Annotated in this window: 22 protein-coding genes and 3 tRNA genes; 14 read left to right on the plus strand and 11 right to left on the minus strand. The window is 72.0% G+C overall.

Going from position 1 to position 24,918, the window contains the following annotated elements:
- Positions 1–6: 6 nt before the first annotated feature.
- From ftsH to tilS, 3 genes are all read right to left on the minus strand, one after another.
- Positions 7–1,995: an ATP-dependent zinc metalloprotease FtsH gene (gene ftsH, locus JOD95_RS08755; protein WP_209684608.1), complete on the minus strand. Its 1,989-nt coding sequence runs from the start codon at positions 1,993–1,995 to the stop codon at positions 7–9.
- A 165-nt stretch (positions 1,996–2,160) separates the two neighbouring features.
- Positions 2,161–2,712, minus strand: coding sequence for a hypoxanthine phosphoribosyltransferase (gene hpt / locus JOD95_RS08760; protein WP_031272831.1), 552 nt, complete (start codon positions 2,710–2,712; stop codon positions 2,161–2,163).
- Positions 2,713–2,721: 9 nt separating this feature from the next.
- Positions 2,722–3,741, minus strand: coding sequence for a tRNA lysidine(34) synthetase TilS (tilS, locus tag JOD95_RS08765; RefSeq protein WP_066651402.1), 1,020 nt, complete (start codon positions 3,739–3,741; stop codon positions 2,722–2,724).
- A 51-nt stretch (positions 3,742–3,792) separates the two neighbouring features.
- On the opposite strand from tilS, the gene JOD95_RS08770 reads away from it, so the two are divergent.
- Entirely contained in the window at positions 3,793–4,284 is a 492-nt protein-coding gene (locus JOD95_RS08770; RefSeq protein WP_066651400.1) for an inorganic diphosphatase, read from the plus strand.
- 139 nt (positions 4,285–4,423) lie between these two features.
- Here the strand turns inward: JOD95_RS08770 and JOD95_RS08775 are convergent, their stop codons facing one another.
- Together JOD95_RS08775 and JOD95_RS08780 are read right to left on the minus strand one after the other, a co-directional pair.
- A complete protein-coding gene (locus JOD95_RS08775) occupies positions 4,424–5,875 on the minus strand; it encodes an NlpC/P60 family protein (RefSeq protein ID WP_209684610.1) in 1,452 nt (483 codons plus the stop codon).
- Positions 5,876–5,908: 33 nt separating this feature from the next.
- Positions 5,909–7,192 carry a M23 family metallopeptidase gene (locus JOD95_RS08780; protein ID WP_209684612.1) on the minus strand — a complete coding sequence of 428 codons (1,284 nt, stop codon included), beginning with the start codon at positions 7,190–7,192 and terminating at the stop codon, positions 5,909–5,911.
- A gap of 255 nt (positions 7,193–7,447) precedes the next feature.
- On the opposite strand from JOD95_RS08780, the gene JOD95_RS08785 reads away from it, so the two are divergent.
- The 3 genes from JOD95_RS08785 to JOD95_RS08795 all read left to right on the plus strand — a co-directional run bounded on the left by JOD95_RS08785 (position 7,448) and on the right by JOD95_RS08795 (position 7,721).
- A tRNA-Glu gene (locus JOD95_RS08785) sits at positions 7,448–7,520 on the plus strand.
- A gap of 50 nt (positions 7,521–7,570) precedes the next feature.
- A tRNA-Asp gene (locus JOD95_RS08790) sits at positions 7,571–7,647 on the plus strand.
- Position 7,648: 1 nt separating this feature from the next.
- Positions 7,649–7,721 (plus strand) — tRNA-Phe (locus tag JOD95_RS08795).
- Between the two features lie 171 nt (positions 7,722–7,892).
- Here JOD95_RS08795 and JOD95_RS08800 read toward each other — a convergent pair.
- The gene (locus JOD95_RS08800; RefSeq protein ID WP_209684614.1) at positions 7,893–8,903 is read right to left on the minus strand and encodes an aldo/keto reductase family protein; all 1,011 of its coding nucleotides are present in this window, start codon (positions 8,901–8,903) and stop codon (positions 7,893–7,895) included.
- Between the two features lie 317 nt (positions 8,904–9,220).
- On the opposite strand from JOD95_RS08800, the gene JOD95_RS08805 reads away from it, so the two are divergent.
- The gene (locus JOD95_RS08805) at positions 9,221–9,772 is read left to right on the plus strand and encodes a hypothetical protein (RefSeq protein WP_209684616.1); all 552 of its coding nucleotides are present in this window, start codon (positions 9,221–9,223) and stop codon (positions 9,770–9,772) included.
- Positions 9,773–9,830: 58 nt separating this feature from the next.
- Positions 9,831–10,826 carry an SDR family oxidoreductase gene (locus JOD95_RS08810; protein WP_209684618.1) on the plus strand — a complete coding sequence of 332 codons (996 nt, stop codon included), beginning with the start codon at positions 9,831–9,833 and terminating at the stop codon, positions 10,824–10,826.
- 247 nt (positions 10,827–11,073) lie between these two features.
- Here the strand turns inward: JOD95_RS08810 and rocD are convergent, their stop codons facing one another.
- Both rocD and ddaH read right to left on the minus strand, forming a co-directional pair.
- Complete coding sequence (gene rocD / locus JOD95_RS08815; RefSeq protein WP_307810410.1) at positions 11,074–12,345, minus strand: ornithine--oxo-acid transaminase; 1,272 nt, start codon at positions 12,343–12,345, stop codon at positions 11,074–11,076.
- Positions 12,346–12,347: 2 nt separating this feature from the next.
- Complete coding sequence (ddaH, locus tag JOD95_RS08820) at positions 12,348–13,235, minus strand: dimethylargininase (protein WP_209684620.1); 888 nt, start codon at positions 13,233–13,235, stop codon at positions 12,348–12,350.
- A 235-nt stretch (positions 13,236–13,470) separates the two neighbouring features.
- On the opposite strand from ddaH, the gene JOD95_RS08825 reads away from it, so the two are divergent.
- From JOD95_RS08825 to JOD95_RS08850, 6 genes are all read left to right on the plus strand, one after another.
- Complete coding sequence (locus JOD95_RS08825) at positions 13,471–13,908, plus strand: Lrp/AsnC family transcriptional regulator (RefSeq protein WP_058729711.1); 438 nt, start codon at positions 13,471–13,473, stop codon at positions 13,906–13,908.
- Positions 13,909–14,019: 111 nt separating this feature from the next.
- Positions 14,020–14,391 (plus strand): hypothetical protein, encoded by a 372-nt coding sequence (locus JOD95_RS08830; protein ID WP_209684622.1) that lies wholly within the window; start codon positions 14,020–14,022, stop codon positions 14,389–14,391.
- Positions 14,392–14,418: 27 nt separating this feature from the next.
- Positions 14,419–15,249: a nitroreductase family protein gene (locus JOD95_RS08835; RefSeq protein WP_066651387.1), complete on the plus strand. Its 831-nt coding sequence runs from the start codon at positions 14,419–14,421 to the stop codon at positions 15,247–15,249.
- A complete protein-coding gene (locus tag JOD95_RS08840; RefSeq protein ID WP_271827066.1) occupies positions 15,246–16,028 on the plus strand; it encodes a YqjF family protein in 783 nt (260 codons plus the stop codon). The genes JOD95_RS08835 and JOD95_RS08840 overlap by 4 nt, the downstream gene beginning before the upstream one ends.
- Positions 16,029–16,112: 84 nt before the next feature.
- Positions 16,113–17,540: a hypothetical protein gene (locus JOD95_RS08845; RefSeq protein ID WP_209684624.1), complete on the plus strand. Its 1,428-nt coding sequence runs from the start codon at positions 16,113–16,115 to the stop codon at positions 17,538–17,540.
- 101 nt (positions 17,541–17,641) lie between these two features.
- Complete coding sequence (locus JOD95_RS08850; protein ID WP_209684626.1) at positions 17,642–18,913, plus strand: phosphatidylserine decarboxylase family protein; 1,272 nt, start codon at positions 17,642–17,644, stop codon at positions 18,911–18,913.
- Between the two features lie 48 nt (positions 18,914–18,961).
- Here the strand turns inward: JOD95_RS08850 and JOD95_RS08855 are convergent, their stop codons facing one another.
- Positions 18,962–19,585 carry a hypothetical protein gene (locus tag JOD95_RS08855; protein ID WP_209684628.1) on the minus strand — a complete coding sequence of 208 codons (624 nt, stop codon included), beginning with the start codon at positions 19,583–19,585 and terminating at the stop codon, positions 18,962–18,964.
- Between the two features lie 84 nt (positions 19,586–19,669).
- On the opposite strand from JOD95_RS08855, the gene JOD95_RS08860 reads away from it, so the two are divergent.
- The gene (locus JOD95_RS08860; RefSeq protein WP_209684630.1) at positions 19,670–20,665 is read left to right on the plus strand and encodes an SDR family oxidoreductase; all 996 of its coding nucleotides are present in this window, start codon (positions 19,670–19,672) and stop codon (positions 20,663–20,665) included.
- On the plus strand, positions 20,662–21,027 hold the full coding sequence (locus JOD95_RS08865) for a hypothetical protein (protein WP_066651376.1): 366 nt from the start codon (positions 20,662–20,664) through the stop codon (positions 21,025–21,027). The genes JOD95_RS08860 and JOD95_RS08865 overlap by 4 nt, the downstream gene beginning before the upstream one ends.
- A 10-nt stretch (positions 21,028–21,037) precedes the next feature.
- Here JOD95_RS08865 and JOD95_RS08870 read toward each other — a convergent pair whose 3' ends face one another.
- Together JOD95_RS08870 and JOD95_RS08875 are read right to left on the minus strand one after the other, a co-directional pair.
- Positions 21,038–21,250: a hypothetical protein gene (locus tag JOD95_RS08870; protein WP_066651373.1), complete on the minus strand. Its 213-nt coding sequence runs from the start codon at positions 21,248–21,250 to the stop codon at positions 21,038–21,040.
- Positions 21,251–21,285: 35 nt separating this feature from the next.
- Positions 21,286–24,864: a proline dehydrogenase family protein gene (locus JOD95_RS08875; RefSeq protein ID WP_209684632.1), complete on the minus strand. Its 3,579-nt coding sequence runs from the start codon at positions 24,862–24,864 to the stop codon at positions 21,286–21,288.
- Positions 24,865–24,918: the final 54 nt, after the last annotated feature.

Consider the following 24,918-nt stretch of genomic DNA (forward strand, 5'->3'; position numbering starts at 1 on the left):
GCCGGCCTACGCGGGGGCGATACCGGGGTTGCCGAACGGGCGACGACGAGGCTTCGACGACGACTCGGTGTCGCCCTGCTCCGCCGCGGTCGACGCGGCCTTGCCCGGGAACTCGATCGCAGGCAGGTTCGAGACCGGACGACGGTCGCTCGAGAGCCACTGCGGGCGCTCCGGGAGCTTGCGGACGTCCTTGAAGATCTCGACGAGCTCCGGCGCGTCCAGCGTCTCCTTGTCGAGGAGCTCGCCGGCCAGGCGGTCGAGGATGTCGCGGTTGTCGTTGAGCACCTGGTAGGCCTCGTCGTGGGCCGCCTCGAGCAGGGCACGGGTCTCGGCGTCGACCGTCTCGGCGATGTTCTCCGAGTAGTCGCGTCCGCTGCTGCCGCCCATCTCGCGGCCGACGAACGGCTCGCTCGAGCCCGACCCGAGCTTGACGGAACCGACGGCACGGCTCATGCCGTACTCGGTGACCATCTTGCGTGCGGTCGACGTGGCCTTCTCGATGTCGTTCGACGCACCCGTGGTCGGGTCGTGGAACACGATCTCCTCGGCGACGCGGCCACCCATGGCGTAGGTGAGCTGGTCGAGGAGCTCGTTGCGGGTCACGGAGTACTTGTCCTCGAGCGGGAGCACCATCGTGTAGCCGAGGGCGCGACCACGCGGCAGGATCGTGATCTTCGTCACCGGGTCGGTGTGGCGCATCGCGGCGGCGGCCAGGGCGTGACCACCCTCGTGGTACGCCGTGATCAGCTTCTCCTGGTCGGACATGATGCGCGTGCGGCGCTGCGGACCCGCCATGACGCGGTCGACGGCCTCGTCCAGGGCGCGGTTGTCGATGAGCTGCGCGTTCGACCGGGCGGTGAGCAGGGCGGCCTCGTTGAGGACGTTCGCCAGGTCGGCACCGGTGAAGCCCGGCGTCTTGCGGGCGAGGAGCTCGAGGTCGACGCTCGCGGCGAGCGGCTTGCCCTTCGCGTGCACCTCGAGGATCTGCTTGCGGCCCTGCAGGCTCGGGGCGTCGACGCCGATCTGGCGGTCGAAGCGGCCCGGACGCAGGAGCGCGGGGTCGAGGACGTCGGGGCGGTTCGTCGCCGCGATGAGGATGACGTTCGTCTTGCCGTCGAAGCCGTCCATCTCGACGAGGAGCTGGTTCAGCGTCTGCTCGCGTTCGTCGTTGCCACCGCCGATGCCGGCGCCACGGTGGCGGCCCACGGCGTCGATCTCGTCGATGAAGACGATCGCGGGGGCGTTCTGCTTGGCCTGCTCGAACAGGTCACGGACGCGGCTCGCACCGACACCGACGAACATCTCGACGAAGTCCGAACCGGAGATCGAGTAGAACGGCACGCCGGCCTCGCCCGCGACGGCGCGTGCGAGCAGGGTCTTGCCGGTGCCGGGAGGGCCGTACAGCAGCACGCCCTTCGGGATCTTCGCGCCGACCGCCTGGAACTTCGCGGGCTCCTGCAGGAACTCCTTGATCTCGTGGAGCTCCTCGATCGCCTCGTCCGAACCGGCGACGTCGGCGAAGGTGACCTGCGGGTTCTCCTTGTTGTTCATCTTCGCGCGCGACTTGCCGAACTGCATGACCTTCGAGCCGCCGCCCTGGGCACTCGAGAGCAGGAACCAGAACAGGGCGCCGATGATGAGGAACGGCAGGATGATCCCGAGGAGCGACAGGAACCAGTTGCCCTGGTTCACCACGTCGTTGTACCCGTCGGGCAGGTTCGCGTCGTTGACGGCCGAGACGACCTCTTCGCCACGCGGCGTGGAGTAGTAGAACTGCTCCTTCGCGTTGCCGTCCTTGAGGGTCAGGTCGACGCGCTGCTCGGTCGAGTTGACGACCACGGACGAGACCTTGCCGTCGGCGAGCTGCTCGAGACCCTTCCGGGTGTCGATCTGCTGCGTGCCGGACTGTGCGATCACGCTCCAGCCGATGAAGATGCCGACCAGCGCGATGAGCACGTAGAGGTACGGGCCGCGGAAGATGCGCTTGAAGTTCATGTGATCCGGGCGCGATGGCCCGACACCTTTCTCTGCCGGAGTTGCGTGGAGGTCAGCATACGGCGGTGACTCTGTGGCGAGAATGGGTGTCCTCTGCGGGCGAACTCCACCCGTGCCCGGAGGGAGCCGTACGGGCCGCCCGTGGTCCGGACGGCCCGGCGGGCCTCAGGAGTAGACGTGCGGCGCGAGGACGCCGATGCCGCGCAGGTTGCGGTAGCGCTCGTCGAAGTCCAGGCCGTAGCCGACCACGAACGCGTCGGGGATCTCGAAGCCGGCGTACTTCACGTCGACCTCGACCTTGGCGGCCTCGGGCTTGCGGAGCAGCGCGACGATCTCGACGCTCGCGGCACCGCGGGACTCGAGGTTCTGCTTCAGCCAGGACAGCGTCAGGCCGGAGTCGATGATGTCCTCGACGATGATGACGTCGCGGCCGTGCAGGTCGGTGTCGAGGTCCTTGAGGATCCGCACGACGCCGGACGACTTCGTGCCGGAGCCGTACGACGAGACCGCCATCCAGTCCATGCGCGCCTGCATCTTGAGGTGCCGCGAGAAGTCCGCCATGACCATGACGGCGCCCTTCAGCACGCCGACGAGCAGCGGGTCCTTCCCCGCGTAGTCACGGTCGACCACCGCGGCGAGTTCGGCGAGCTTCTCGTCGATCTGCTCGGGGGTGAAGAGCACTTCGGACAGGTCTGCCTGGACGTCGGAGAGTTCCACCAGAGCACTCTAACGGGCGGCGAACGCGATGCGCTCGCCCTCGCGCGACGCCCGAACCCCCGGCAGGTCGACCGGGCCCTGCCCGCGCCAGTCGGTCACGAGCCGGCAGACCTCGAGCGTCTGCGTGCGGGACAGCGTCACGCCGAACTCCCCCTCGACCGCCAGGCGGACGAGTCGCTGCCGGAGCGCCGGCGGGTTCGCCAGCAGCTCCGGCACGGAGAGCGAGATGCCTGCCTCGGAGTGCTCGGCGAGGTCCTCCGCCATCTCCTCGGCGAAGTGGTCGAGTGCCGCGGCGTCCTCGCGGAGCTGCTCGGCGGTGCGGGCGAGCGCCTCGGGCACCCCCGCGCCGAGCTCCCGCTCGAGCGCCGGCATCAGCGTGCTCCGGACGCGCACCCGTGCGTACGCGGGGTCGTCGTTCTGCGGGTCGTCCCACGGCACGAGGCCCGCGGCGACCGCCGCCTGCCGGGTCGTGTGCCGGCGGACACCGAGGAGCGGCCGGCCGTACGCCGGCCCGGTCGCGCGTCGCGCGAGCGGCGGCATGCCGGACAGCGCGTCCGGCCCGCTGCCCCGCAGCAGGCCGAGCAGCACGGTCTCGGCCTGGTCGTCGAGCGTGTGGCCGAACAGCACCAGGGGTGACCCGGTGTCGGCGGCGACCTCCGCGACGGCGGCGTGCCGTGCCTCCCGGGCGGCGCCCTCCGGACCACCGTCCGTGCCGACCGCGACCCTGCGGACCGTCACCGGGTCGAGACCCACCGACGCGGCCGTCCGGGAGGCACGGCTCGCCACCGCCTCGCTGCCCGCCTGGAGCGCGTGGTCGACCACGACCGCGCCGGCCCGCAGGTCCTGCTTCGGTGCCTCGAACGCGGTGGCCGCGGCGAGCGCGAGCGAGTCCGCTCCCCCGCTCAGCGCGACCGTGACCAGGTCGCCGCGGTGCAGCAGCCCCTCGTCACGAGCCTGGGCGAGGAGCGTCCGGACCGCCAGCCGGGTCGCGGCGACGGCCGGGTCCAACCGGGGACGCGGAGTGTTCACCCGGTAACGTTAGCCGCGCTTTCTTCCCGCACATGAGACCAGGAGCGCACCATGACCGCGTACGACGTCGTCGTCGAGATCCCCAAGGGCAGCCGCAACAAGTACGAGGTCGACCACGAGACCGGTCGTGTGTACCTCGACCGCGTGCTGTTCACGTCCTTCGTCTACCCGACCGACTACGGGTTCTTCGAGAACACGCTGGCCGACGACGGCGACCCCGTGGACGCGCTCCTGCTGCTCGAGTACCCGGTGTTCCCGGGCGTCGGCGTGAAGGTCCGCCCCGTCGGTGTCTTCAAGATGAGCGACGAGGCCGGCAACGACGCGAAGGTCCTCGTGGTCCCCGCGAAGGACCCGCGCTGGCAGCACATCCAGGACATCTCGGACGTCGACGAGCAGACCAAGGCCGAGATCGCGCACTTCTTCGAGCGCTACAAGGACCTCGAGCCGAACAAGTGGGTCAAGGCCGACGGCTGGGGCGACGCCGCGGAGGCCGAGGCGATCGTGCAGGCCGGCCAGGCCGCGTACGTGCCCGCCGGTCACTGACGCTCGCACGAACGACGGCGCCCGCGCTCCCCTCGGGGAGCGCGGGCGCTGTCGTTCGTGCTGGTCGCCGGTCGCTCGGACTCCGGTCGCCGGTGCCGGTCGCCGGCCGCCGGTGCCGGTCGCCGGCCGGTCGCTCGGGCTAGAGCGAGCCGCTCGGACGGGCGACGTACGGCAGGAGCTGGTTCGGCAACCAGATGCCGCGCTCGACCACGCCGACACCGGGGCGGGCGGCCTCGACCATCGTGCCGTAGCTCGTGACGATGCTGTCGTGGTAGGCGCCGGAGACGCTGCCGTTCGACGAGTAGAAGAGGATGTCGCCCGGCTGGCGCTGCGACAGCGGGACGAGCCGGCCGATCGACGCGAAGTGGTTGTACTGCCAGACGACGTTGTGCCCGCCGGTCGCGATGCCCTGCGAGTTGTACGCCATCATCACCAGGCCGGAGCAGTCCCAGGTGCTCGGGCCCGCCCCGCCCATCAGGTACGGCTTGCCGAGCTGGGCGCGGGCGTACGCGATGGCACCGGCGGCCTTCGACGGGCTCGAGACCGGTGCCGGTGCGGGGGCCGGAGCTGGGGCCGGCGCCGCCGCAGGGGCCGGAGCAGGCGCGGGAGCCGGAGCAGGAGCCGGACGTGACGGGGTCGTGTTCGGCTGCGTCGTGCTCGGGCGCGACGGGCTCGTGCTCGGGCGCGAGGGGCTCGTGTTCGGCTGCGTCGTGCTCGGCTGGTTCGAGCTCGGGCGCGACGGCACGGACGGCGACGCGGGGTCGCTGCTGCCACCGGAGTCGCCGGCGCTGGGTGCCGTGTCACGGGAGGCGGCGGCGGTCCTGGCAGCGAGCTGCTGCTCGGCCCGCTTCGCCTGCTGCTCGTTCCAGTACGCCGTCTCGGTCGCCTTGCTCGTCCCCTTGAGGAACGCCAGCTGGTCGAGCACCTCGGACTGCTCGTCCTGCTGCTGCTGCACCCGGGCACGAGCCGAGGCGGACGCGTCGTTGGCGTCGTCGAGGGCACGCTCGGACTTCGTGGTCGCTGCGGCGAGGGCCTTCGTCGCCGCCGACTGCTGCGCGGCGATCGACTCGACGGTGTTCTGGTCGGTCTGTGCCTGCGCGAGCACACGGGCCGAACGCTCGGACAGGTGCGAGACCGTTCCCACGCGGTAGAGCAGGTCCTTCGCGTCCGAGGCGTCGACGAGCATCGAGGTCGACAGGTCACCGCCGCCCGTGCGGGAGAGCTCGACCACGAGCCCGGCGACCTGGGCCGCCGACTCGTCCGCCCGCCGCTCGGCACGCTTCGCCTGCGCCGTCAGGTCGTCGAGGGACGCCTGCGCCTCCTGCTGCTGCGACACCGCCATCGCGTAGTCCTGCGCCGCCTGGAGCTCGGAGACCTCGGCGCTGTCCGCGGCGTCCTGCAGCGTCTGCAGCCGGGCACTCAGCTCGTCCGCCGTCGTCTGGGCCTGCGCCGTGTCGGCCTTCGCCTGGCGCACGTCGTCCCAGCTCGGGGCCGAGGGAGCTGCCTGGGCGGGACCGGCGAGGACGACCGACAGACCGATGCCGAGGACGGCGACGACCGCGGTGCAGCCGGACAGGGTGGAGGGCTTCATGTCTCGCTCAGGGCCTCTCGACGGCGCTGTTGCTCATACCGAGATCCCCCGCGCTGCCATGAAGGGGACCGGGTCGACGGCGGAGCCGTTCACCCGGGTCTCGAAGTGGAGGTGGCACCCGGTCGACCAGCCGGTGGAGCCGATCTTCGCGATCTGCTGTCCGGCCTCGACGTGCTGCCCGACGGAGACGAGTATGCCGCCGTCGACGATGTGCCCGTAGGCGGTGGAGATGCCGCCGCCGTTGTCGAGGACGACCTCGTTGCCGTAGCCGCCGCCGTTGGCCGCGAACGTCACCGTGCCGGCGTGGGCGGCGTAGATCGGGGCGTAGCAGGCGGGCGCGAGGTCGACGCCGGCGTGCAGTGCCCGGTAGTGCGTGTACGGGTCGACACGGTAGCCGTAGGGGCTCGTCTGGTACCCGCCGGCGGGACGGACCCACCCGGAGGAGTTCGGGGCCCCGCCGCCGGAGCCGCCCTGGCCCGTCGCGGCCGCCTGCTCGGCAGCCTTCGCGGCCGCCGCAGCCCGGGCCGCCTCACGGGCCTTCTCGGCAGCGACGCCCTTGTCGTACTCGGCCTCGACGTCCTTCGCGTTCGTGGTCAGCAGGGTGAGCTGCGCCTCGAGGCGGGCCTTGTTGTCCGCCTGCGCGTCGACCGCGGTCTGTGCCCGGTCAGCGGCGTCCTGGGCCGCCTGCATCTTCGCCTGGGCCGCGTCGGCGAGGGTGCCGAGGGCCTCCTTCGCCTGCTCGGCGCGGTCGGCGAGGCCCTGGGCGACACCGCGGTCCTGCGAGGCCTGCGAGTAGATGCCGTCGGCCTGCTCCGTGAGCTTCGACATCGCGCCGAGCTCGTAGAGCAGGTCACCCGAGTCGGACGGGTGCGTGAGGATGTCGGTCGTCACGTCGTTCGCACTCGCGCGACCGAGCTGCGCGGCGAGCTGGCCGGCCTGCTCCTCGGAACGCTTCGCGGTGCGGTCGGCGTCGTCCGCCTGGTGCTGCAGCGTCTGCTGCTCGAGCGTCGCCGCGTCGTACTTCGTCTGCGCCGTCTGGTAGGCCGTGCCGGCTGCCTCGGACTCCTGCTGCGTGGCCGATGCCTTCGCGGTCAGGTCCTGCAGGAGCGCCTTGATCTCGGTGACCTTGGCCTGCTGGGCGTCCTTCGATGCCTTGGCCTGCTCGACGTCCGACCAGCTGGGGTACCCGGCAGCCGATGCCGCGGAGACCGGGCCGACCGCGGCGAGTGCCCCGGCGGAGAGCACGACGGCGACCGCGGCGGCGATGACGCGGCGGCGGGAGCGGGGGCGGGGGATGCGGTGGGGTGCAGGCGACATGGTCTCGGTTTCGTAACGGTGCGGCGAGGCTCGGGCACGCCACACTGTCAACAGACGCAACAGTAACAACACGGGTCACGGCAGGGACACCCCCGAGCGAGGGCCTCGGCCGCCCATGATGGTCGCACCGAGCGCCCGGCTGATGCCCATCGTGACAGCGCGACACGCCGGGGATGCACGCTCGGGGGCACTCGATTTGTGCATCACGCAGAGCGTCCGTATGCTTGACTCCCGGTAGCGCACGGCGCAGCTTGCGGCCCTATCGTTTAGTGGCCTAGGACACCGCCCTTTCACGGCGGCAGCACGGGTTCGAATCCCGTTGGGGTCACTCCACGTGAGTGAGCAAGCAGCAGTACGACACCGAACACAACACAATATGGCCCTGTAGCGCAGTTGGTTAGCGTGCCGCCCTGTCACGGCGGAGGTCGCGGGTTCAAGTCCCGTCAGGGTCGCCACGGCTGGATAGCTCAGTTGGTAGAGCGTTCGACTGAAAATCGAAAGGTCCACGGATCGATGCCGTGTCCAGCCACGGTGAAGAGCCCCTCACGAGAGTGAGGGGCTCTTTTGCGTTCCCGGCCGTCGCTCGTCGCACTTCGGGGGCTCGACCTGCTCGCGCACAACGAGAAGCACGTTGCGCCACGGACTTCCCTGGCGCAACGTGCTTCCGGTTGTGCAGCCGGACCGCTGCGGCTTCGCAGCCTCAGGCCTCGCGGGTCTTCGGGCTGCTGTCGTTCGTCTTCGCCGGGTCGCGCTCGACGACCGACCCGAGGGCGTCGTCGATCCGGGACATCAGCTCCGCGGGGATCTGCACCCCGGCAGCGCCGGCGTTGTCGTGCACCTGCTCCGGACGCGAGGCACCGATGATCGCCGACGCCACGTTCTCGTTCTGCAGCACCCAGGCCACCGCGAGCTGCGCCATCGACAGGCTCAGCTCGTCCGCGATCGGCTTCAGCTCCTGCACCGCCGTGAGCGTCTCGTCGTTCATGAAGCGCTCGATCATCTTCGCGCCGCCCTTGTCGTCAGTGGCGCGCGAGCCCTCGGGCAGCGGCTGACCGGGCTGGTACTTGCCCGTCAGGACGCCCTGCGCGATCGGGGACCAGACGATCTGCGAGATCCCGAGCTCCTTCGACGCGGGGACGACCTCGCCCTCGATGACCCGCCAGAGCGCCGAGTACTGCGGCTGGTTCGAGATGAGCTGGAACCCGAGGTCCTTCGCGAGCTCGGCCCCGGCCCGGAGCTGGTCCGCGGTCCACTCCGAGACGCCGACGTACAGGACCTTTCCCTGCCGCACGACGTCGGCGAAGGCCTGCATCGTCTCCTCGAGCGGCGTCTCGTGGTCGAAGCGGTGCGCCTGGTACAGGTCGACGTAGTCGGTCTGCAGCCGCTCGAGCGAGCCGTCGATCGACTCGAGGATGTGCTTCCGGCTCAGCCCGGTGTCGTTGTGCCCCTTCGGGCCGGTCGGACCGAAGACCTTCGTGGCGATCTCGAGGGACTGGCGCCGCTCCCCCTTGAGCGCCTCGCCGAGGACGGTCTCGGCCCCGGTGTTGGCGTAGACGTCGGCGGTGTCGAACGTCGAGATGCCGACGTCGAGCGCGGCCCGGACGCAGGCGATCGCCGCGTCGTTCTCGACCTGGGATGCGTGGGTGAGCCAGTTGCCGTAGGTGATCTCGGAGACCTTGAGGCCCGAGTTGCCGAGGTAGCGGTACTCCATGTGCGTGTCACTCCTGTCGTGGAGCGCGTCGGTGCGCCCCGACCCGTGACGGTAGTCGGCGGATGTCGTGCTGCGTCCCACTCGCCGTACGCCGACCGGTACGGTGATGTATCAGGAGCGGGCCGCACAAGACGAAACCCCGGCGATGTGGCACGGGCCAGGGATCGTTCCGGGGTCTTCACGAACGAGTGTACAGGGAGGTGGAGGTCTGGTGGGAGCAGCGACCGAGCGCGACGAAGCCGTGATCGCACTGCTGACCGACGCGAGGCTGACCTCGTACGTGCGCTCGACCCGCACGCGGTCCGGGAGCGATGCGGTTGTACGAGTGGAACCTCCGCGCCGCGTCCGCGGTGATGGAGTTGACGGGTGCCGTCGAGGTCATCGCCCGGAACGCGTTGGACCGCGAGCTCACCTCGTGGGCCGATCGGAGGAACGTCGGCGACTGGCTCGACGAGGCTCCGCTCGACCCACGAGGCAGACAGGACGTCGTCAAGGCTGCCGAGCGGGCGGCACGCGGCGGGTCCCGTGATCGGCACGACCGCCTCGTGGCCGAGTTGAGCTTCGGGTTCTGGCGGTACCTGCTCAGCTCCAGGTACCACGCATCGCTCTGGGTCCCCGACCTCCATCGAGCGTTCCCGCGCGGCCCGGCCGAGCTCCGATCCCGGCGGCGCGAGGTCGAAGGACGGATGCATCGATTGCACCTGGCTCGGAACCGCGCCGCGCACCACGAACCGATCCACCAGCGGGACCTCCACCGCGACCTCGACGATGCGCTCGAGCTGCTCGGCTGGATCCACCCCGCCGCCGCCGAGTGGGCGGCGGACGTGACGTCGCTCAGCGCGGTCCTCGACGCCCGACCCAGCGGATGAGGGGCAGGATCGCAGGGGCGCGGTGCACAGCGGCACCGCCGGGAGCAAGGGAGCATCCATGTCGGGACCGAGCGTGCTGTTCATCGGCGGCAGCGGCATCATCAGCGCCGCGTGCGTCCGCGAAGCCGTCGAGCAGGGGTACGACGTCACCGTGCTCAACCGGGGCACGACCGACAAGCGGCCGATCCCGGATGCCGTGACGCGCCTCCAGGCCGACGTGTCCGACCGCACCGCGCTGGAAGCCGCGATCGGCGACCAGCACTGGGACGTCGTCATCGACTTCGTGGCGTTCACGCCCGACCAGGTGCAGCGGGACATCGAGGTGTTCACGGGTCGCACGAACCAGTACGTCTTCATCTCGTCGGCCTCGGCGTACCAGACGCCCGCGACGCACCTGCCGATCACCGAGTCGACGCCGCTGAAGAACCCGTTCTGGCAGTACTCCCGCGACAAGATCGCGTGCGAGGACCTGCTCACGAAGGCGTACCGCGAGGACGACTTCCCGATGACGATCATCCGGCCGTCGCACACGTACGACGAGACCCTCGTGCCGTTCTCGGGCGGGTGGACGGTGCTCGGACGGATGCGCGCCGGGAAGCCGATCGTCGTGACCGGCGACGGCAGCTCGCTGTGGACGATCACGCACGCGCGGGACTTCGCGGTCGGGTTCGTCGGGCTGCTCGACCGTGCCGAGGCGATCGGCGAGGCGTTCCACATCACCGGCGACGAGGCCCCGACCTGGGACCGCATCGCCCACGAGCTGGCGGCGGCCGCGGGGGTCGAGGACCTCCAGCTCGTGCACGTCCCGGCCGACGCGATCGACGCGCTCGACGCCGACTGGGGCGCGAGCCTGCTCGGGGACAAGGCGAACACCTCGGTCTTCGACAACACGAAGGTGCAGACGCTCGTGCCCGAGTTCGCGCAGACGACGTCGATCCGGCAGGGGGCGCGGGAGATCGTCGCGTGGTTCGACGCCGACCCGTCACGCCGGGTGACGGACGAGCGGCTCGACGGGCTGATGGACCAGCTCGTCGAGCGGTGGCAGGTGCGCTGACGCGGGGCGGGTGCGGCGCGCGCGGACCGCGCGGCGCACGGCGCGAGGCGCCGGTGCACAACCGGCGGCACGTCGCGCCACGGAATCGCGTGGCGCGACGTGCCTCCGGTTGTGCGGACGGGTGCTGATGCGCGCGGTGAGCGACGGGGGCGCGGGCGCGGTGGGCGACGCGGGCGCGGCCGAGCGCAACGGACGGGAGGCGCGGCACCCGCTGGCACCGCGCCTCCCGTCCGTCGGGTGGTCGCGTCTATCGCGCGGCCAGCACCTCGCCGAGGGTCCCGATCGCCAGACGCACCTCGTCGTCGGTGACGACGAGCGGCGGCGCGAAGCGGGTCGTCGACCCGTGCGTGTCCTTCACGAGCACGCCGCGGTCGGCCAGGTCGTGCGCGATCTCCTTGCCGGTGCCGAGCGCGGGGTCGATGTCGATCCCCGCCCAGAGTCCGGCGACCCGGTGCGAGACGACCCCGTGCCCGACGAGCTCGTCGAGCAGCCCACGGAGCAGCGGTTCGCCGTCGAGCGCGCGCTGCTGGAACGTGCCCTCGCCGAGCATCGCGACGACCTCGGACCCGACGGCGGCCGCGAGCGGGTTGCCGCCGAACGTCGATCCGTGTTCGCCGGGACGCAGGACGCCGAGCACCTCGCGGGAGCCGACGACGGCCGACACCGGGACGATGCCGCCGCCCAGGGCCTTGCCGAGCGTGATCAGGTCGGGTCGGACACCGACACGCGAGACGGCCAGGGTGTGCCCGGTGCGCCCGAGCCCGGACTGGATCTCGTCGGCGACGAACAGCGCACCGAACTCGTCGCAGACCGCGCGGACCTCGGGGAGGTAGGACTCGGGCGGGATGACCACGCCGCCCTCGCCCTGGATCGGCTCGAGCAGGACGGCGACGACGGTCTCGTCCATCGCCTCCCGCAGGGCCGCTGCATCGCCGTACGGCACCGTGCGGAAGCCCGGCGTGTACGGGCCGAAGTCCTCGCGGGCCGAGGGGTCGTCCGAGAACGACACGATCGTGGTGGTGCGCCCGTGGAAGTTCCCGGACGCGACGATGATCGTGGCCTGCCCGGCCGGCACGCCCTTGACGCGGTAGCCCCAGGCGCGCGACACCTTGATCGCGGACTCGACGGCCTCGGCCCCGGTGTTCATCGGGAGCACGAGTTCGGTGTCGGTCAGCGATGCCAGAGCGGCGGCGAAGGGTCCGAGCCGGTCGTTCACGAACGCGCGGCTCGTCAGGGTCACCCGGTCGAGCTGGGCCCGGGCGGCGTCGAGCAGCCGGGGGTTGCCGTGGCCGAAGTTCACCGCGGAGTACGCGGCGAGTCCGTCCAGGTAGCGCTTGCCGTCGACGTCGGTCACCCACGCACCCTGGCCGGACGCGATGACGACCGGCAGCGGGCTGTAGTTGTGGGCGAGGGAGCGGTCCTCGACGGCGAGCGCGGCGACGGTGGCACCACCGGCTACGGTGGCGTCGCCGGACGCGCCGGCACCCGCGTGGGTGCCGGCTCCGGTCGCGGTGCTCACGGTTACCGCGCGACCGAGGTGCCGGTGCCGACGGGGTGCAGGTCGAGCGTGCAGCACTTCACGCCGCCGCCGCCGAGCAGCAGCTCGGACAGGTCGACACCGATCGGGTTGTAGCCCTTCTCACGCAGCTGCTCGGCGAAGGTCGTCGCACGCGATGCGATCACGACGTTGTAGCCGTCGGAGTACGAGTTGAGGCCGAGGATCGCGGCGTCCTCCTCGGTCGCGATGACCGCGTCGGGGAAGCGCTCGCGCAGGATCGCCAGCGAGGGCTCGTCGAAGGCGCTCTCCAGGTAGGCGATGTTCGAACGGCCGGTCGCGTCGGGCTCCGGATCGAGCACGGCGATGGCGGTGTCGAGGTGGTAGAAGCTCGGGTTGATGAGCTTGAGGGTGACGACCTCGCGGCCGTAGATGCGGGCGAGCTCCTCGTGCGAGGTGCTGTCGGAGCGGAAGCCCGTGCCGGCGAAGATCGTGTCGCCGATGAGCAGGAAGTCGCCCTCGCCCTCGTTGGTCTCCTCGGGCTCCGCGACGGTGAGGCCGGCGCTGCGGAACCAGTCCATGTACGCGGGTCCCTCGGGCTGGCGCTCGGGGTACTGGAACTTCGCGCCGTACGCGACGCCGTCGAGCACGAAGCCGCCGTTGGCCGCGTAGACCATGTCCGGCAGGCCCTCGATCGGCTCGATGTACGAGATGTCGAAGCCGAGCTGCTCGTAGACGTCGACGAGCGACTGCCACTGCTCGACGGCCTTCGACGTGTCGGTCGGCTCCTCGGGGTGCATCCACGGGTTGATCCGGTAGCTCACCGTGTAGTGCGTCGGCTTGCACATCAGGATCGTGCGCTTCGTGGCGACACGGGCCGGTGCGGCCTGCGGTTCGGTTGCGGTGTTCGACATCAGTCCTCCTGGGACCGGGGCCCGAGCCTGCCAGGAACCACCACGGGTGAAGCACTCCGATGAGATGCAGGCTCACTCACCGCAGCGGACCAGGTCGACGCCAGCAGCAGTCTGACACGAACGGTCTGATCGGTGCAGTACCCCGTCCACGAGCGCATGGCACCCGTTCGGGTGACGCACGATTCCTGCGTCGGACGCACCTGGCTCGCAAGAACCCCGCGTACGATCGACGAACATGGACACGCTCGACCACCGCATCCTGGACCAGCTCCGGGAGAACGCCCGAGCCGGCTACGGCGACATCGGGTCGGTGGTCGGCCTCTCCGCGTCGGCGGTCAAGCGTCGGGTCGATCGCCTGGTCGCCGACGGGGTCATCCAGGGCTTCACGATCAAGGTCGACCCCGCGGTCGAGGACCGCGGGACCGAGGCCTGGGTCGAGCTGTACTGCCGCGGCACCGTCTCCCCCGACGAGCTCCGCACGCTGCTCGACACCGTGCCCGAGGTCGTGGACGCCGGGACCGTCACCGGCAGCGCCGACGCCGTCGTGCACATGCGCTCCCGTGACCTGCCGGCGCTCGAGCTCGCACTCGACCGGGTGCGCCTGGCCCCGCAGGTCGACCACACCCGCAGCGCCATCGTCCTGTCGAAGCTCGTCTCCCGCGAGTCCGCGTAGCCCCCGTCTCCTCCGCGGAACGCAACGTCGGCGACGGTGCGCAGCGGCACAGCGGTCCGAGGGAGCGCCCACGTTGCGTCTTGCGAGCGTCCCGCGCGTAGGGTCGCGGTCGTGGGGATCGGGAGGACGGCCGGGAGGCGCGGCGCCACTCCCACGCGTCCGCCGGCGGCCCGGCGCCTGGTCGCCGCAGCCGCCGCCGCGTACGTCGCGAACTGCCTCTGGGGCACCTCGGTCGCGGTCCGGGTCATCCGCACGGAGAAGCTCCGCGTCGTGCACCACGGCCTCTTCGTCGTGACCGCGACGCTGACCGGGGTCGCCGCGACCACCCCGGCCTGGACACGGGACCGCTCCGCACTGTTCCTGCTGCCGGCGCTCGTCCCCCTCGCCCTCGCTCCACGCACGAACCCCCGCTCCGGAGCACACTGGAGAGTCGCGGTCGCCGCCGCACCGTCCTACCTGGGGGCGTTGCTCGCACGGCGCTGACCGCGACGACGAGACACGAGGGATGCAGTGGAGCTCTTCGAGGCCATCCGACGCCGGCGCACGACCAACGGCGCGTTCCTGCCCGACCCGGTGTCCGAGGAGCACCAGCGGCTGCTGATGGAGCTCGCAGGACGTGCACCCTCGCAGTTGAACAGCCAACCGTGGCGCTTCGTCATCGTCGAGGAGCGCGACACCATCGACCGCATCGCCGACATCAGCGGCCGGTCGATGACGCAGACGATGGCCGAGGGGTCGTTCTTCACGCGCTACCGTCCGTACTTCCGGTTCTCGCAGGCCGAGATGGACGAACGTCGGGACGGGATGCTGTTCGACAAGCTGCCGGGACCGCTCAAGCCCTTCACGAAGCAGGTGTTCACCAAGCGCGGGCAGCTCCTCATGAACACGCTCCGGGTACCGCAGACCCTCGGCGAGGAGAACCGGAAGCTCGTCGCCGGGTCGCCGCTCCTGCTCGGGGTGATGCTCGACCGCGACGAGTACCGGAAGGAGGCGCGCAACGCCTTCTACTCCGTGTTCAGCATGGGCGCGGCGATGGAGAACGTCTGGCTCGCGACGACCGAGCTCGGCCTCGGGATCCAGTTCGTGTCCTTCCCGATGGAGGTCGAGGAGGCCTGGGCCGAGGTCGAGCGGCTCCTCGCGGTGCCGCCGGAGCTCGAGCTGATGGCCGTCTACCGCATCGGCTACCTGCCGCCGGAGCGTCGACGTCCCGCCATCGACTGGGTGTCGAACGAGCGGAAGCGCCCGTCGCAGTACGTGTTCCGCGGGACCTGCGCCACCCCGCAGCAGGGGTGGGACGACGCGCCGGACGCTGCCCGCGCGACCGACGGGACCGTCTCGTGACCGCCGGACAGCGGGGCGGGGGCGAGCCGGGCCTCCCGGCCGTCTCGCCGGAGGCACCGCCCCTGCGCGGGACGCCGTGGATCTCGCAGGACTGGCTCGACGTGGTCTTCGTGCACTGGCGCGTCGACGTGTCGGCGGTGGCACCGCTGCTGCCCGCCGGAGCGCACCCGGACACGATGGCGCCGGACGGGACGGACGACGGCGCGACCACCTGGGTGGGCCTCATCGGGTTCCGCTTCACGGACACGCGCTTCCCGCCGCTCGGCGGGCTCGGACGGGCCGGCAGCGTCGGCGACTTCGTCGAGGTCAACGTGCGCGTCTACACGTGCGACGACCAGGGCCGTCGGGGCGTCGCGTTCCTGTCACTGGACGCCGGGAAGCTCCTGCCGACGATCGGCGCACGGGTCGCGACGGGCCTGCCGTACTGGTGGGCGCACGCGGCGATCCGGAAGACCGACGGCCGGGTGGGCTACGCGATGCGTCGGCACGGGACGCACCTGCGGTCGACCTTCGACGTCCGGGTGGGCGACGCGGTCGACGAGCCGACGCCCCTCGAGACGTTCCTGACGGCACGGTGGGGCATGCACGTGCGGCGGGTCGGTGCGACGCGCTACTGGCCGAACGAGCACGAGTCGTGGCCGCTGCACCGGGCGTCCCTCGTGTCGCTGCGGGACGACCTGGTGGCGGCTGCGGGGCTGCCCTTCGGACTGTCCGGACTGGAGCCGGACTCGGTGCTGTACTCGCCGGGGGTGACCACGCGGTTCGGGCGGGGACGCTGAGCATCACACTCGGCATGATGACAGCATCCAGTATTCCACATACATAGCCTTTCGGAGTCCATTGAGTCTCCGAAAGGGAACAGCATGAACCTCCGCCCACTCACCGTCGGATCCGCCGTGGTCCTCGCGAGCTGCATCACCGTCGGCGCTGCGAACTCCGGCGCGTTCGCCGCGCCCGAGCAGCACGCTCGGTCGGCGGCATCGTCCGCGACGACGGCCCGATCCGCCATCACCGACGTCCAGCAGACCCCGCAGCGGGTCGGCGACCAGCAGTGGGTCGAGGTGCGCGTCACCGTCGACGCGCCGACGGTCGTGCGCCTCCTCGACCCGTCGGGTGAGCCCGTCGCCGCGAAGAGCGGCGATCCTCGGAAGCAGGTCGTGTTCCAGGTGAAGCCCACCGGTCAGGACACCGCGCGCTACGCGGTGGACACCGGGCAGTCCTCGGCCGTCCGCGTCGTCGACCTCGACTTCCGCGGCCTCCCCCTGTCCGCGCCGCTCGACCTCAGCTCGGAGCGCCGCCTGGAGGAGATCGCCCGTGCGGTCGCACACGGCCAGTTCGTCCACGAGATGCGGTACGACGCGCTCCCGGGCGCCGAGGTGACGGTCGTGGCCAACGGCCGCTCGGAGGTCGTCACGGCCTCGGGTGACGGTGTCGCGACGGTCCCCGTCGAGTTCCGCGCGGGTGACAACCAGGTGCGGGCGAAGCAGGCGCTCGGGGAGAAGGAGTCGCTCGAGTCCGACGACCACTACACGTTCGGCGGCGGGTCGAGCGGCGGCGGCGAGACGCCCGGTGACGGCAACGGCGGCGGCTCCGGCGGTGGTGAGCAGCCCGGCGACGGCAACGGCGGCGGCAACGGCGGCGAACAGCCCGGCGACGGCAACGGCGGCGGCGAGCAGGTCGACCCCCGGTCGCTGCGTCTCGACCAGCAGCAGGGCGCCGAGCTCACCCCGAAGGACGGCAAGATCACCCTCTCCGGCCGCGCCTCCGCCGGCTGGATCACCGTCTACGGCAGCGGCGAACAGGTCCTCGCCACCACCCAGGTCAAGGACGGCCGCTGGTCCGCCGACATCCCCGCGACCACCGGCCCCCAGATCGCGATCGTCGCGCTCTCCGCCACCGAACACGGCGCACCCGTCACCAACGAACGACTGAGCTACCTCGTCCGCGAGACCGGCGAACAGCCCGGCGACGGCAACGGCGGCGGCGAGACGCCCGGTGACGGCAACGGCGGCGGCGAGCAGTCGCCCGCCGAGCTCGCGGTCGACCAGTCGGGGGCGGTGCAGCTCGACTCGGAGGGCTTCGTCACCTACACGGGCACAGCCCCGGGCAAGACGGTCCTGGTCCTCGCCAACGGGAAGCCGGTCGGTGAGTACACCGTCCGCGACGGCCGCTTCGCGGCGAAGGTCTACCAGGCGCCCGGCCGGTACAAGCTGACCTTCCTCGCCAAGACGAACCCGGAAGCCAGCATGTGGGACCGGCTCACGACCACCGAGGTCACCGTCGAACGCTGACCCGGTCGCGGCCTGACGGACCCCGCCGATCCACGGATCGGCGGGGTCCGTCGTCCTCGGAACTGCGACCGCTCCCTCCGCGCGTGAGTACCGTCGGGGTCGTGACCGGTGGAGCGCAGCAGCAGGACGTCCGACGCCGCGCGGGATGGCTCCCGCAGGACCAGAGCGGGCTCGAGGCCTGGCTCCGCGGGCGTCGCGAACGCCACCAGGAGCGCGACCCCGACCGGGCCCTGCACCCGGCGGTCTCGGCCCTCCGCGACCTCGTCGAGGGCGACCCCGTGCTGCGGATGCACGCGCACCAGATGATCGAGCAGGTCCCCGCTGGTCGCGAGTACCAGGACCGGCACCTCGAGTCGTTCGGGGAGCTGCTCGAGCTCGTCGACGAGGTCATCACGACCGCGCCCGAGTACAGCGACGAGCAGATGGTGATGACGCCGCTCGACGGGGTGCTCGACTGGACGAAGGCGACCCCGGCGGGCTTCGCCTTCTACCGGGACCCGCGCGTGAACGACGCGCTCCGGACGATCCTGCAGGGGTGGTGCGACTTCCTGTCGAGCGACAAGTCCCTCGAGGTGCTCGTGGACGCACCCTCGGGGTGGTGCAGCGATGCCGCTCGTCGGGCGGTCGGCATGGACCGGTTCGAGCACGATGCCGACGCCGAGCACTGGGGCTTCGGGTCGTGGAACGACTTCTTCACGCGGCGCTTCCGGGACGGCGAGCGCCCGGTCGCCGCGCCCGACGACGACGCGGTCGTGGTGAGCCCCTGCGAAGCCACCCCGTACCGGATCGCCAGCCGCGTCCACCGGCTCGACGCGTTCTGGGCGAAGGCGGAGCCGTACTCGGTCGAGGAGCTGCTCGCCGGCGACGAGACCGCCGACCTGTTCGTCGACGGCACCGTGTGGCAGGCGTTCCTCAGCGCGCTCGAGTACCACCGCTGGCACAGCCCGGTCGCCGGGACGGTCCTGCGCGCCTGGGTCGAACCGGGGACCTACTACTCCGAGGCCTCGTCGCAGGGCACCGACGCCGCCGAGCCGCAGCTGTCACAGGGCTACCTGGCACACGTCGCCACCCGCGCGATCGTGCTCATCGACGCCGACGACCCCGCGATCGGGACGATCGCGGTCGTGTTCATCGGGATGTCCGACGTATCCTCGTGCGTGATCGGCGAGGGGATCTCGGACGGTGCGCACGTCGGCAAGGGCGACGAGCTCGGGTACTTCCAGTTCGGCGGGTCGTCGGTGTGCGTGCTGTTCGGGCCGGACGTCGTCGAGTCGTTCTCGCTGGGAGCGCTGCCGCAGGCGCCGGAGGAGGAATCGGCGGTCCTGCCGGTGCGGTCGCACCTGGCGACGGCGCTGCGGCGGTCGTCCGACTGACGGAAGCGGTCGACGTCGGCTCCGCGAACGGTCGGCTACCGCCTCCCGTCACCGCGACGGGGCTCGGCCTGCCCGCTGTGCGTGCACGAGGGCGAGCACCGCGGCGAACACGGCTGCCGCGATGCCGCCACCGACCCAGACCGCCGCGCGCCAGGCGGGGAGCACCGGGCCCTCGGGGAGCACGAGTCCCAGGACGACGAGGACCGCGCAGCTCAGGACCACGCCGAGGAACGCCCAGGCCACGGCCGAGAGGTCGAAGCGTGGCACGGATCGGGCGTACCGACTGAGCTGCGAGAAGCCACCGACGACCCCGATCGTCGCCGCGATCGGGAACCCGACGACGAGACTCGCGACCATCACCGCCGCTCCGGCGGTGACACCGACCACGACGCGCACGCGGTGCAGGTCCCACGACGCGCCACGCGTCTGCTCCCGGTACGCCCGCAGCGCCGCGACGAGGAGCACCACCGCGCACGCGATCCCGAGCACACCGGCGACGGTCCCGGTGACGAGGGCGAGTGCATCGCCGAACGCCCTCCCGACCAGGACGGCGACGACCGCCAGCACGAGTGCGAGGACCGGTGACCCCAGGACCTCCCGGTACCGGGTCGGGGTCCGCAACACCCAGCCGGGAGGTGCCTCCTCGGTCTGCTCCTGGTCGTCCGTCTCCACCGCGCCATCCTGCCCCACGCCGTCCGGCGGCCGGGGGACAGCGGCTGGACCGGTGCGGACACGAGCCCGCGTACAACGGACAGCATGACGCGCGTGGCAGTGGTGACCGGTGGTTCGGCAGGGCTCGGACGTGCGACCGTCCGCGAACTCGCGGCCCGGGGGTGGGACGTCGCCGTCCTGGCCCGTGGACGCGACGGTGTCGACGCCGCGGTCGCCGAGGTCGAGGCCGCGGGACGCCGAGGCCTCGCGCTGATCGCCGACGTGGCCGACCGACAGGCCGTCGAGGCCGCCGCCGAGCGCACCGAGCAGGAGCTCGGACCGATCGACCTCTGGGTGAACTGCGTGATGGTCGGGGTCTTCGGGCGCTTCACGGACACCGGCCCCGACGACTTCGAGCGCGCTGTCGACGTCAACTTCCTCGGCTTCGTCAACGGCACCCGCGCGGCGCTGGCCCGGATGGTCCCCCGTGACCGTGGGCACGTCATCCAGGTCGGTTCCGCACTGGGCTTCCGGGGCATCCCCCTGCAGGCCGCCTACTGCAGCGCGAAGCACGCCATCGTCGGGTTCACCGAGTCGGTGGTGTCCGAGCTCACGGAACAGGGCAGCAGGGTGGCCGTGAGCCGCGTCGACATGCCGGCGCTCAACACGGTGCAGTTCAACTGGGTGAAGTCGCTCCTGCCGCACCACCCGCAGCCCGTCGCACCGATCTACCAGCCCGAGGTCGGCGCCCGCGCGATCGCCGTCACTGCAGAGCGGCCGCGCCGCCGCACGTGGGTGGGCGAATCGACGGTCTACACGATCCTGGGCAACCGGATCAGTGGACGCTTCGCCGACTGGTACGCCGCGAAGACCCTGGTCAGCGGACAGCAGGCCGAGCAGAAGGACGGACAGTCGCTGCCGACGAACCTGCACGAGCCCGTCCCGGGCGACCACGGTGCGCACGGGGTCTTCGACGACTCCGCGCACGCCTGGTCACCGCAGACGTGGTGGGTGGAGCACCGCAGGCTCGGCAACGGGATCATCGGAGCCGCCGTCGGCGTCGCGGGCGCGATCGCCCTGGCCGCGGGGAAGCGCCGATGAGCCGCCGCTCCCGCAGGGACCGCCGGCAGCGGGCGCGGTGGGTCGAGGGGCTCCGCGCTGGCATCGGCGTCGCACACCTGCTCGCCTCGCGTGGGTCGACGGGCCGGGTGGCCGTGTTCGGTCGGGTGCTCGGCGCCCGGCAACTCGTGCAGGCCGCACTGCTCACGCGCGCAGCGTCACCGGAAGCGCACGTCCTCGGCGCAGCGGTCGACGCCACGCACGGCGTCTCGATGGTGCCGCTCATCGCCCTCGACCGGCAGACACGGGGGTTCGCGGCACGACAGCTCGTCGTCGCCGTGGTCCTCACCGTGCTCGAGGTCGGCCTCGTCGGCACGGGACACGGTCGCCCCGGCCGACGCTGACCGCCGCTGCCTACTCGACCTCGTCGTTCGGCTGCTCCTCCTCGACACCCGTCTCGTCCATCCGGTCGCGCAGGTGGTCGGCCATGGCCCCGGCACCCTCGTGTCCGTGGTCGTGATCGACCTGCTCGACCAGGCCGGCGAGCTTCTCCTCGTTGGTGGCCTCGGTGGCACCGTCCATCACGGGGGCGGTCTGGACCTCGTCGTCGTTCGCTCGTGCGTTCATGGTCCGGACGCTACGCCCGCATCCGGTCCGGTACCTCAGAGGCGGAGGCGGCTGAAGACCCGGGAGACGTCACCGTGACGGTGCGCGGTGACGGACACCGTCTGCTCCCGCAGGAAGTGCAGCATCTCGACGATGCCGGACTCCACCACGGGGTCGTCGTGGATGGTCGTCTCGGTGCCGGCGCCCAGGGCCTCCTCGAGGGCACGGGCGTCACCGCCGAGCAGCCGGACGCGTGACCCGGGGCCGCCGAAGGCCGCGTGCCGTCGGGGCTCCGCTCCCTGCGCGAGCACCAGGTCGATCGGGTCGACCTCCGGCTCAGCGCCGTCCGACCACCCGTCCTGCAGCAGGGTGCCCGCCGCAGCCCGTCCCAGGAACGTGGCGTCGTCCTCGACGACCTGGTCGACCACGTCGAGGGGCGAGCGCGCCGTCGAGAACAGCGGCAGGAGCTCGGCGGGCAGCGGACGGGCGGTGCTGAGGAGCACGTGCGCGCGCGCTGCGGTCGCGGCGACGAGCACGCGGACGAGGTCGCCGGCGCCGACCCCCGAGGACTGCCGGACCACGACCGACTGCGGGCGGAACCGGATGACGTTCCGCTCGACGACCAGGTCGGCCGTGTCCCGCGATCGTCCGTACAACGATGCCCGGGCAGCGGCATCGCTCTCGGCTCCCGCACGGACGCGGTCGAACTCCTCGAAGGACAGTCCGGCCCGGGCCGCCTCGATGACGGCGGTGACGCGGTTGCCGAGTCCCTGCAGCTGGATGTTCCGGTGCGGCTGACGTCGGGTCGGGTCCCACCGGTCCGCCCCGATCACGGCCAGCGGCCCGCCGCGGTGCACGGTCGGACCGACCGCGGTCCCGCGCCACCCGCCGACGGGCTGGCGTCCCGGCCGGGCCCCGGTGGTCGGGCGGTCGACCACGAGCACGCCGGCCAGGGTCCGGTCGGACCAGGTCGCGACCTCGTCGGGGTCGAGGGTGTGGAGCGCCGCGACGGAGCCGCCGTCGACGGAGTGCTGCAGGGCGATCGCCTCGTCGAGGGTCTCCACGCGGACGACGTCGAGGACGGGTGCCGGCACGGCCGTCCGCGCGAGGTCGCCCGTGGCGCGGACGCCCTCCCGCACACCCGGCGACCAGAGCCGACCGGTGTCGTCCAGCGCGACCGGTTCGACGAGCCAGGACTCCCCCGGGCGCAGCTCGGTGAGTGCGGTCCGGACGGCGCCGGTCGGCTCGGCGACGAGCGGCCCGACCTGGGCGGTCGCGTCCGTCGGCCACGCGGTGCGCAGGCCACGGACGGCATCGGCGAGCTGCTCGCGGAAGCGCGGGCTCTCCCCCACGGACCCGACGAGCACGAGCAGCGACACCGCCGACGACGCCTGTCCGGAGCGGACGAAGGCGGAGGCGACGACGTCGCGCACCGCCTGGTCGAGGTCGGCCGAGGGGGTGACGACCGCGGTGACGACCCCGGTGAGCTCCGCCACGAGGGGCAGGTCCGCGCGCCACCAGCGGTAGGACCGAGCGGTCTCCGGGGTGCCGGTCAGGACGACGCGGTCGACGGCGGGGTGCGCCACGAGGTCGCGTGCGAGGTCGCTGCCGTCGAGGTCGACGAGCTGGAGCAGGGAGTGCGGGACCCCGGCGTCCCAGAGCACGTCGGCGAAGACGGCACCGGTGCGTCGGGCGGCGGTGGCGGGCTGGAGCACGACCCCGCTGCCCGCGGCGAGCGCGGTGAGCACACCGTCGGCGGCATCGAGGAGCGGGGCGTTCCACGAGGGCACGACGACCGTCAGGCGCGGCGGGACCGGGACCGCCCCGTTGATGTCCTCGAGGTGTCGCGTGCGGTCCGCGGCGTGCGTGGCGGCGTCGACGGCCCGGCTGACCTCGCCGTCGGCGTCGGTCAGGGTGAGCCCGAGCTCGCCGATCATCGTCTCGACGAGTGCCCCGCGGTGGGTCTCGAGCGCGTGGCCGATCAGGTCGAACAGCTCGGCACGGTCCTCCGGGTCCTGGCGGCCCCAGTTCACACCGGCCTGGGCGGTGCGGGCGACGAGACGCTCGAGGCGTCCGCGGTCGGTGATGCGGGCGGCACGGATCGTCCGGGTGCCGCGCTGCGACTCCGGTACCCGGGCGAGCACCTCGGCGGCCCATGCGCGGTTGCCCGGTGTGGAGGGGTCGGTGTCCTGCGTGTTCTCGGCAGCCGAGCGCAGCACCGGGTCACCCGGCGGCCGTCGGCGGTCCTGGGTGCGGCGCGTGGGCGGCGCGGGACGGAGGAGCGCGGCCACGGCGTCGACGTGCTCGGCGGTGGCACGTTCGACGGCAGCGGTGTCGTCGGTCGAGCCGGTCGTGTCCGCCGCCGTCGACCCGGCCGTGGTCGAGCCGCCCACCGGGCGGTGGCCGGCGACCTCGCGCAGTCGACGAGCGAGGTACGGGACGGCAGCGTCGAACTCGTCGGGCCGCACCAGTGGCACACCGAGGACCACGTGGCCGAACGCCGTGCGCAGCACCTCGGCGTACCGCGTCGTGCCGAGGAGCAGCTCGGGTCCGACGACGTCGAGCACGCCGCGGCGCTCGGCGAGCACGTGCGCGGTCGCGAGGGCGAACGGGTCGTCGGTGGCGACACCGACGTGCACGGCGTCCGTCCGCTCGGGGTCGATCGCCGTGTCGAGCAGGCGCAGGAACGCGGTGTCCGTCGTGCGGGTGTCCGCGGTCACGGCGAGCGGCCGGCTCTCGAGCACGGCGTCGACCCCTTCGGTGGCGAGGAGCGTGCCCTTGGTGAAGCGGACGCGCACGGGTGCCCCGCCGGATGCCCGACGCTCCCGTGCTGCGGTCGTCACCCGGTCGAGCAGGTCGAGCGACTCGGGGAGTTCGGCGGGCAGGGTCACCCCGAGGGTGAGCTCCCGCGTGCCGTCCTGCTCGAGCAGCGCGCTCAGGACCGCGACGGCCCGTTCGACACCTCGGGCGCGGCCGGACTGCAGGGTGACCACGGGCGGTGTCGGCCGGCTCGCCGCGGTGTGCAGGAGCGGTGTGAGGTGCCGGACCGCGTCGGCGACGGCGTCGTCGAGGTCCCACGGGGACACCGGCGGCAGCACAGCGTCGAGGTCGACGGTGACGGCGGCGACGTCCTGGTGCAGCAGGTCGTCGAGTGCCGCGAGCCGTCGGTCGCGGCCGGCCGGTCCGAGCACGGCGGGGCCGAGCAGGTCGACGTCGAGTCGGGTGTCCGGTCCGCCGACCTTCGCGAGTGCCGCGGGGGTCCGGGCGGGCGTGGCGTCGACGACGAGGTGTCCTGCGAGTCGCCGGAGCACCTTCCGCGCGGAGGGGACGACCGCCCACGGCGCCATGGTCGCGAAGCCACCGCCCACCGTCACCGCGCCGCGGAGGTACCAGGCGAGGTCGTCCGGTACCGCCCGGCTCGCACGCTCGAGGTTCCGGGCGACGACCTTCGGGTCCTCCGGCCGGACCACGACGTCGACGAACGCGCGGGCGAACTCGGCGCCACGGGGGTCGGCGAGCATCTCGGCCAGACGTGCGGCCGCGGGCTCCGGCTTCACCCCGCGGGCGGCCTCGATCCACCCCTGTGCCCGCGTGACCGCGTCGTCGGTGCAGTCTCGGAGGTGCGGGGTCGGCATGGAGTGATCGTATTCCGGGCGTCCGACGTGACCTCTGAGCGCGCCGAGTGCCGC

Source organism: Curtobacterium sp. 1310 (assembly GCF_017834105.1).
In the GTDB taxonomy this organism is placed as follows: Bacteria; Actinomycetota; Actinomycetes; order Actinomycetales; family Microbacteriaceae; genus Curtobacterium.

What these genes read in the sequence shown, in the direction of transcription:
- JOD95_RS08810 (WP_209684618.1), top strand. Translation starts at nt 9,831, where the DNA reads ATGTCGGGACCGAGCGTGCTGTTCATCGGCGGCAGCGGCATCATCAGC.
- JOD95_RS08875 (WP_209684632.1), bottom strand. Translation starts at nt 24,864, where the DNA reads ATGCCGACCCCGCACCTCCGAGACTGCACCGACGACGCGGTCACGCGG.
- JOD95_RS08770 (WP_066651400.1), top strand. Translation starts at nt 3,793, where the DNA reads ATGACCGCGTACGACGTCGTCGTCGAGATCCCCAAGGGCAGCCGCAAC.
- JOD95_RS08865 (WP_066651376.1), top strand. Translation starts at nt 20,662, where the DNA reads ATGAGCCGCCGCTCCCGCAGGGACCGCCGGCAGCGGGCGCGGTGGGTC.
- JOD95_RS08870 (WP_066651373.1), bottom strand. Translation starts at nt 21,250, where the DNA reads ATGAACGCACGAGCGAACGACGACGAGGTCCAGACCGCCCCCGTGATG.
- JOD95_RS08860 (WP_209684630.1), top strand. Translation starts at nt 19,670, where the DNA reads ATGACGCGCGTGGCAGTGGTGACCGGTGGTTCGGCAGGGCTCGGACGT.
- JOD95_RS08825 (WP_058729711.1), top strand. Translation starts at nt 13,471, where the DNA reads ATGGACACGCTCGACCACCGCATCCTGGACCAGCTCCGGGAGAACGCC.
- ftsH (WP_209684608.1), bottom strand. Translation starts at nt 1,995, where the DNA reads ATGAACTTCAAGCGCATCTTCCGCGGCCCGTACCTCTACGTGCTCATC.
- ddaH (WP_209684620.1), bottom strand. Translation starts at nt 13,235, where the DNA reads ATGTCGAACACCGCAACCGAACCGCAGGCCGCACCGGCCCGTGTCGCC.
- JOD95_RS08800 (WP_209684614.1), bottom strand. Translation starts at nt 8,903, where the DNA reads ATGGAGTACCGCTACCTCGGCAACTCGGGCCTCAAGGTCTCCGAGATC.
- JOD95_RS08845 (WP_209684624.1), top strand. Translation starts at nt 16,113, where the DNA reads ATGAACCTCCGCCCACTCACCGTCGGATCCGCCGTGGTCCTCGCGAGC.
- JOD95_RS08775 (WP_209684610.1), bottom strand. Translation starts at nt 5,875, where the DNA reads ATGAAGCCCTCCACCCTGTCCGGCTGCACCGCGGTCGTCGCCGTCCTC.
- JOD95_RS08780 (WP_209684612.1), bottom strand. Translation starts at nt 7,192, where the DNA reads ATGTCGCCTGCACCCCACCGCATCCCCCGCCCCCGCTCCCGCCGCCGC.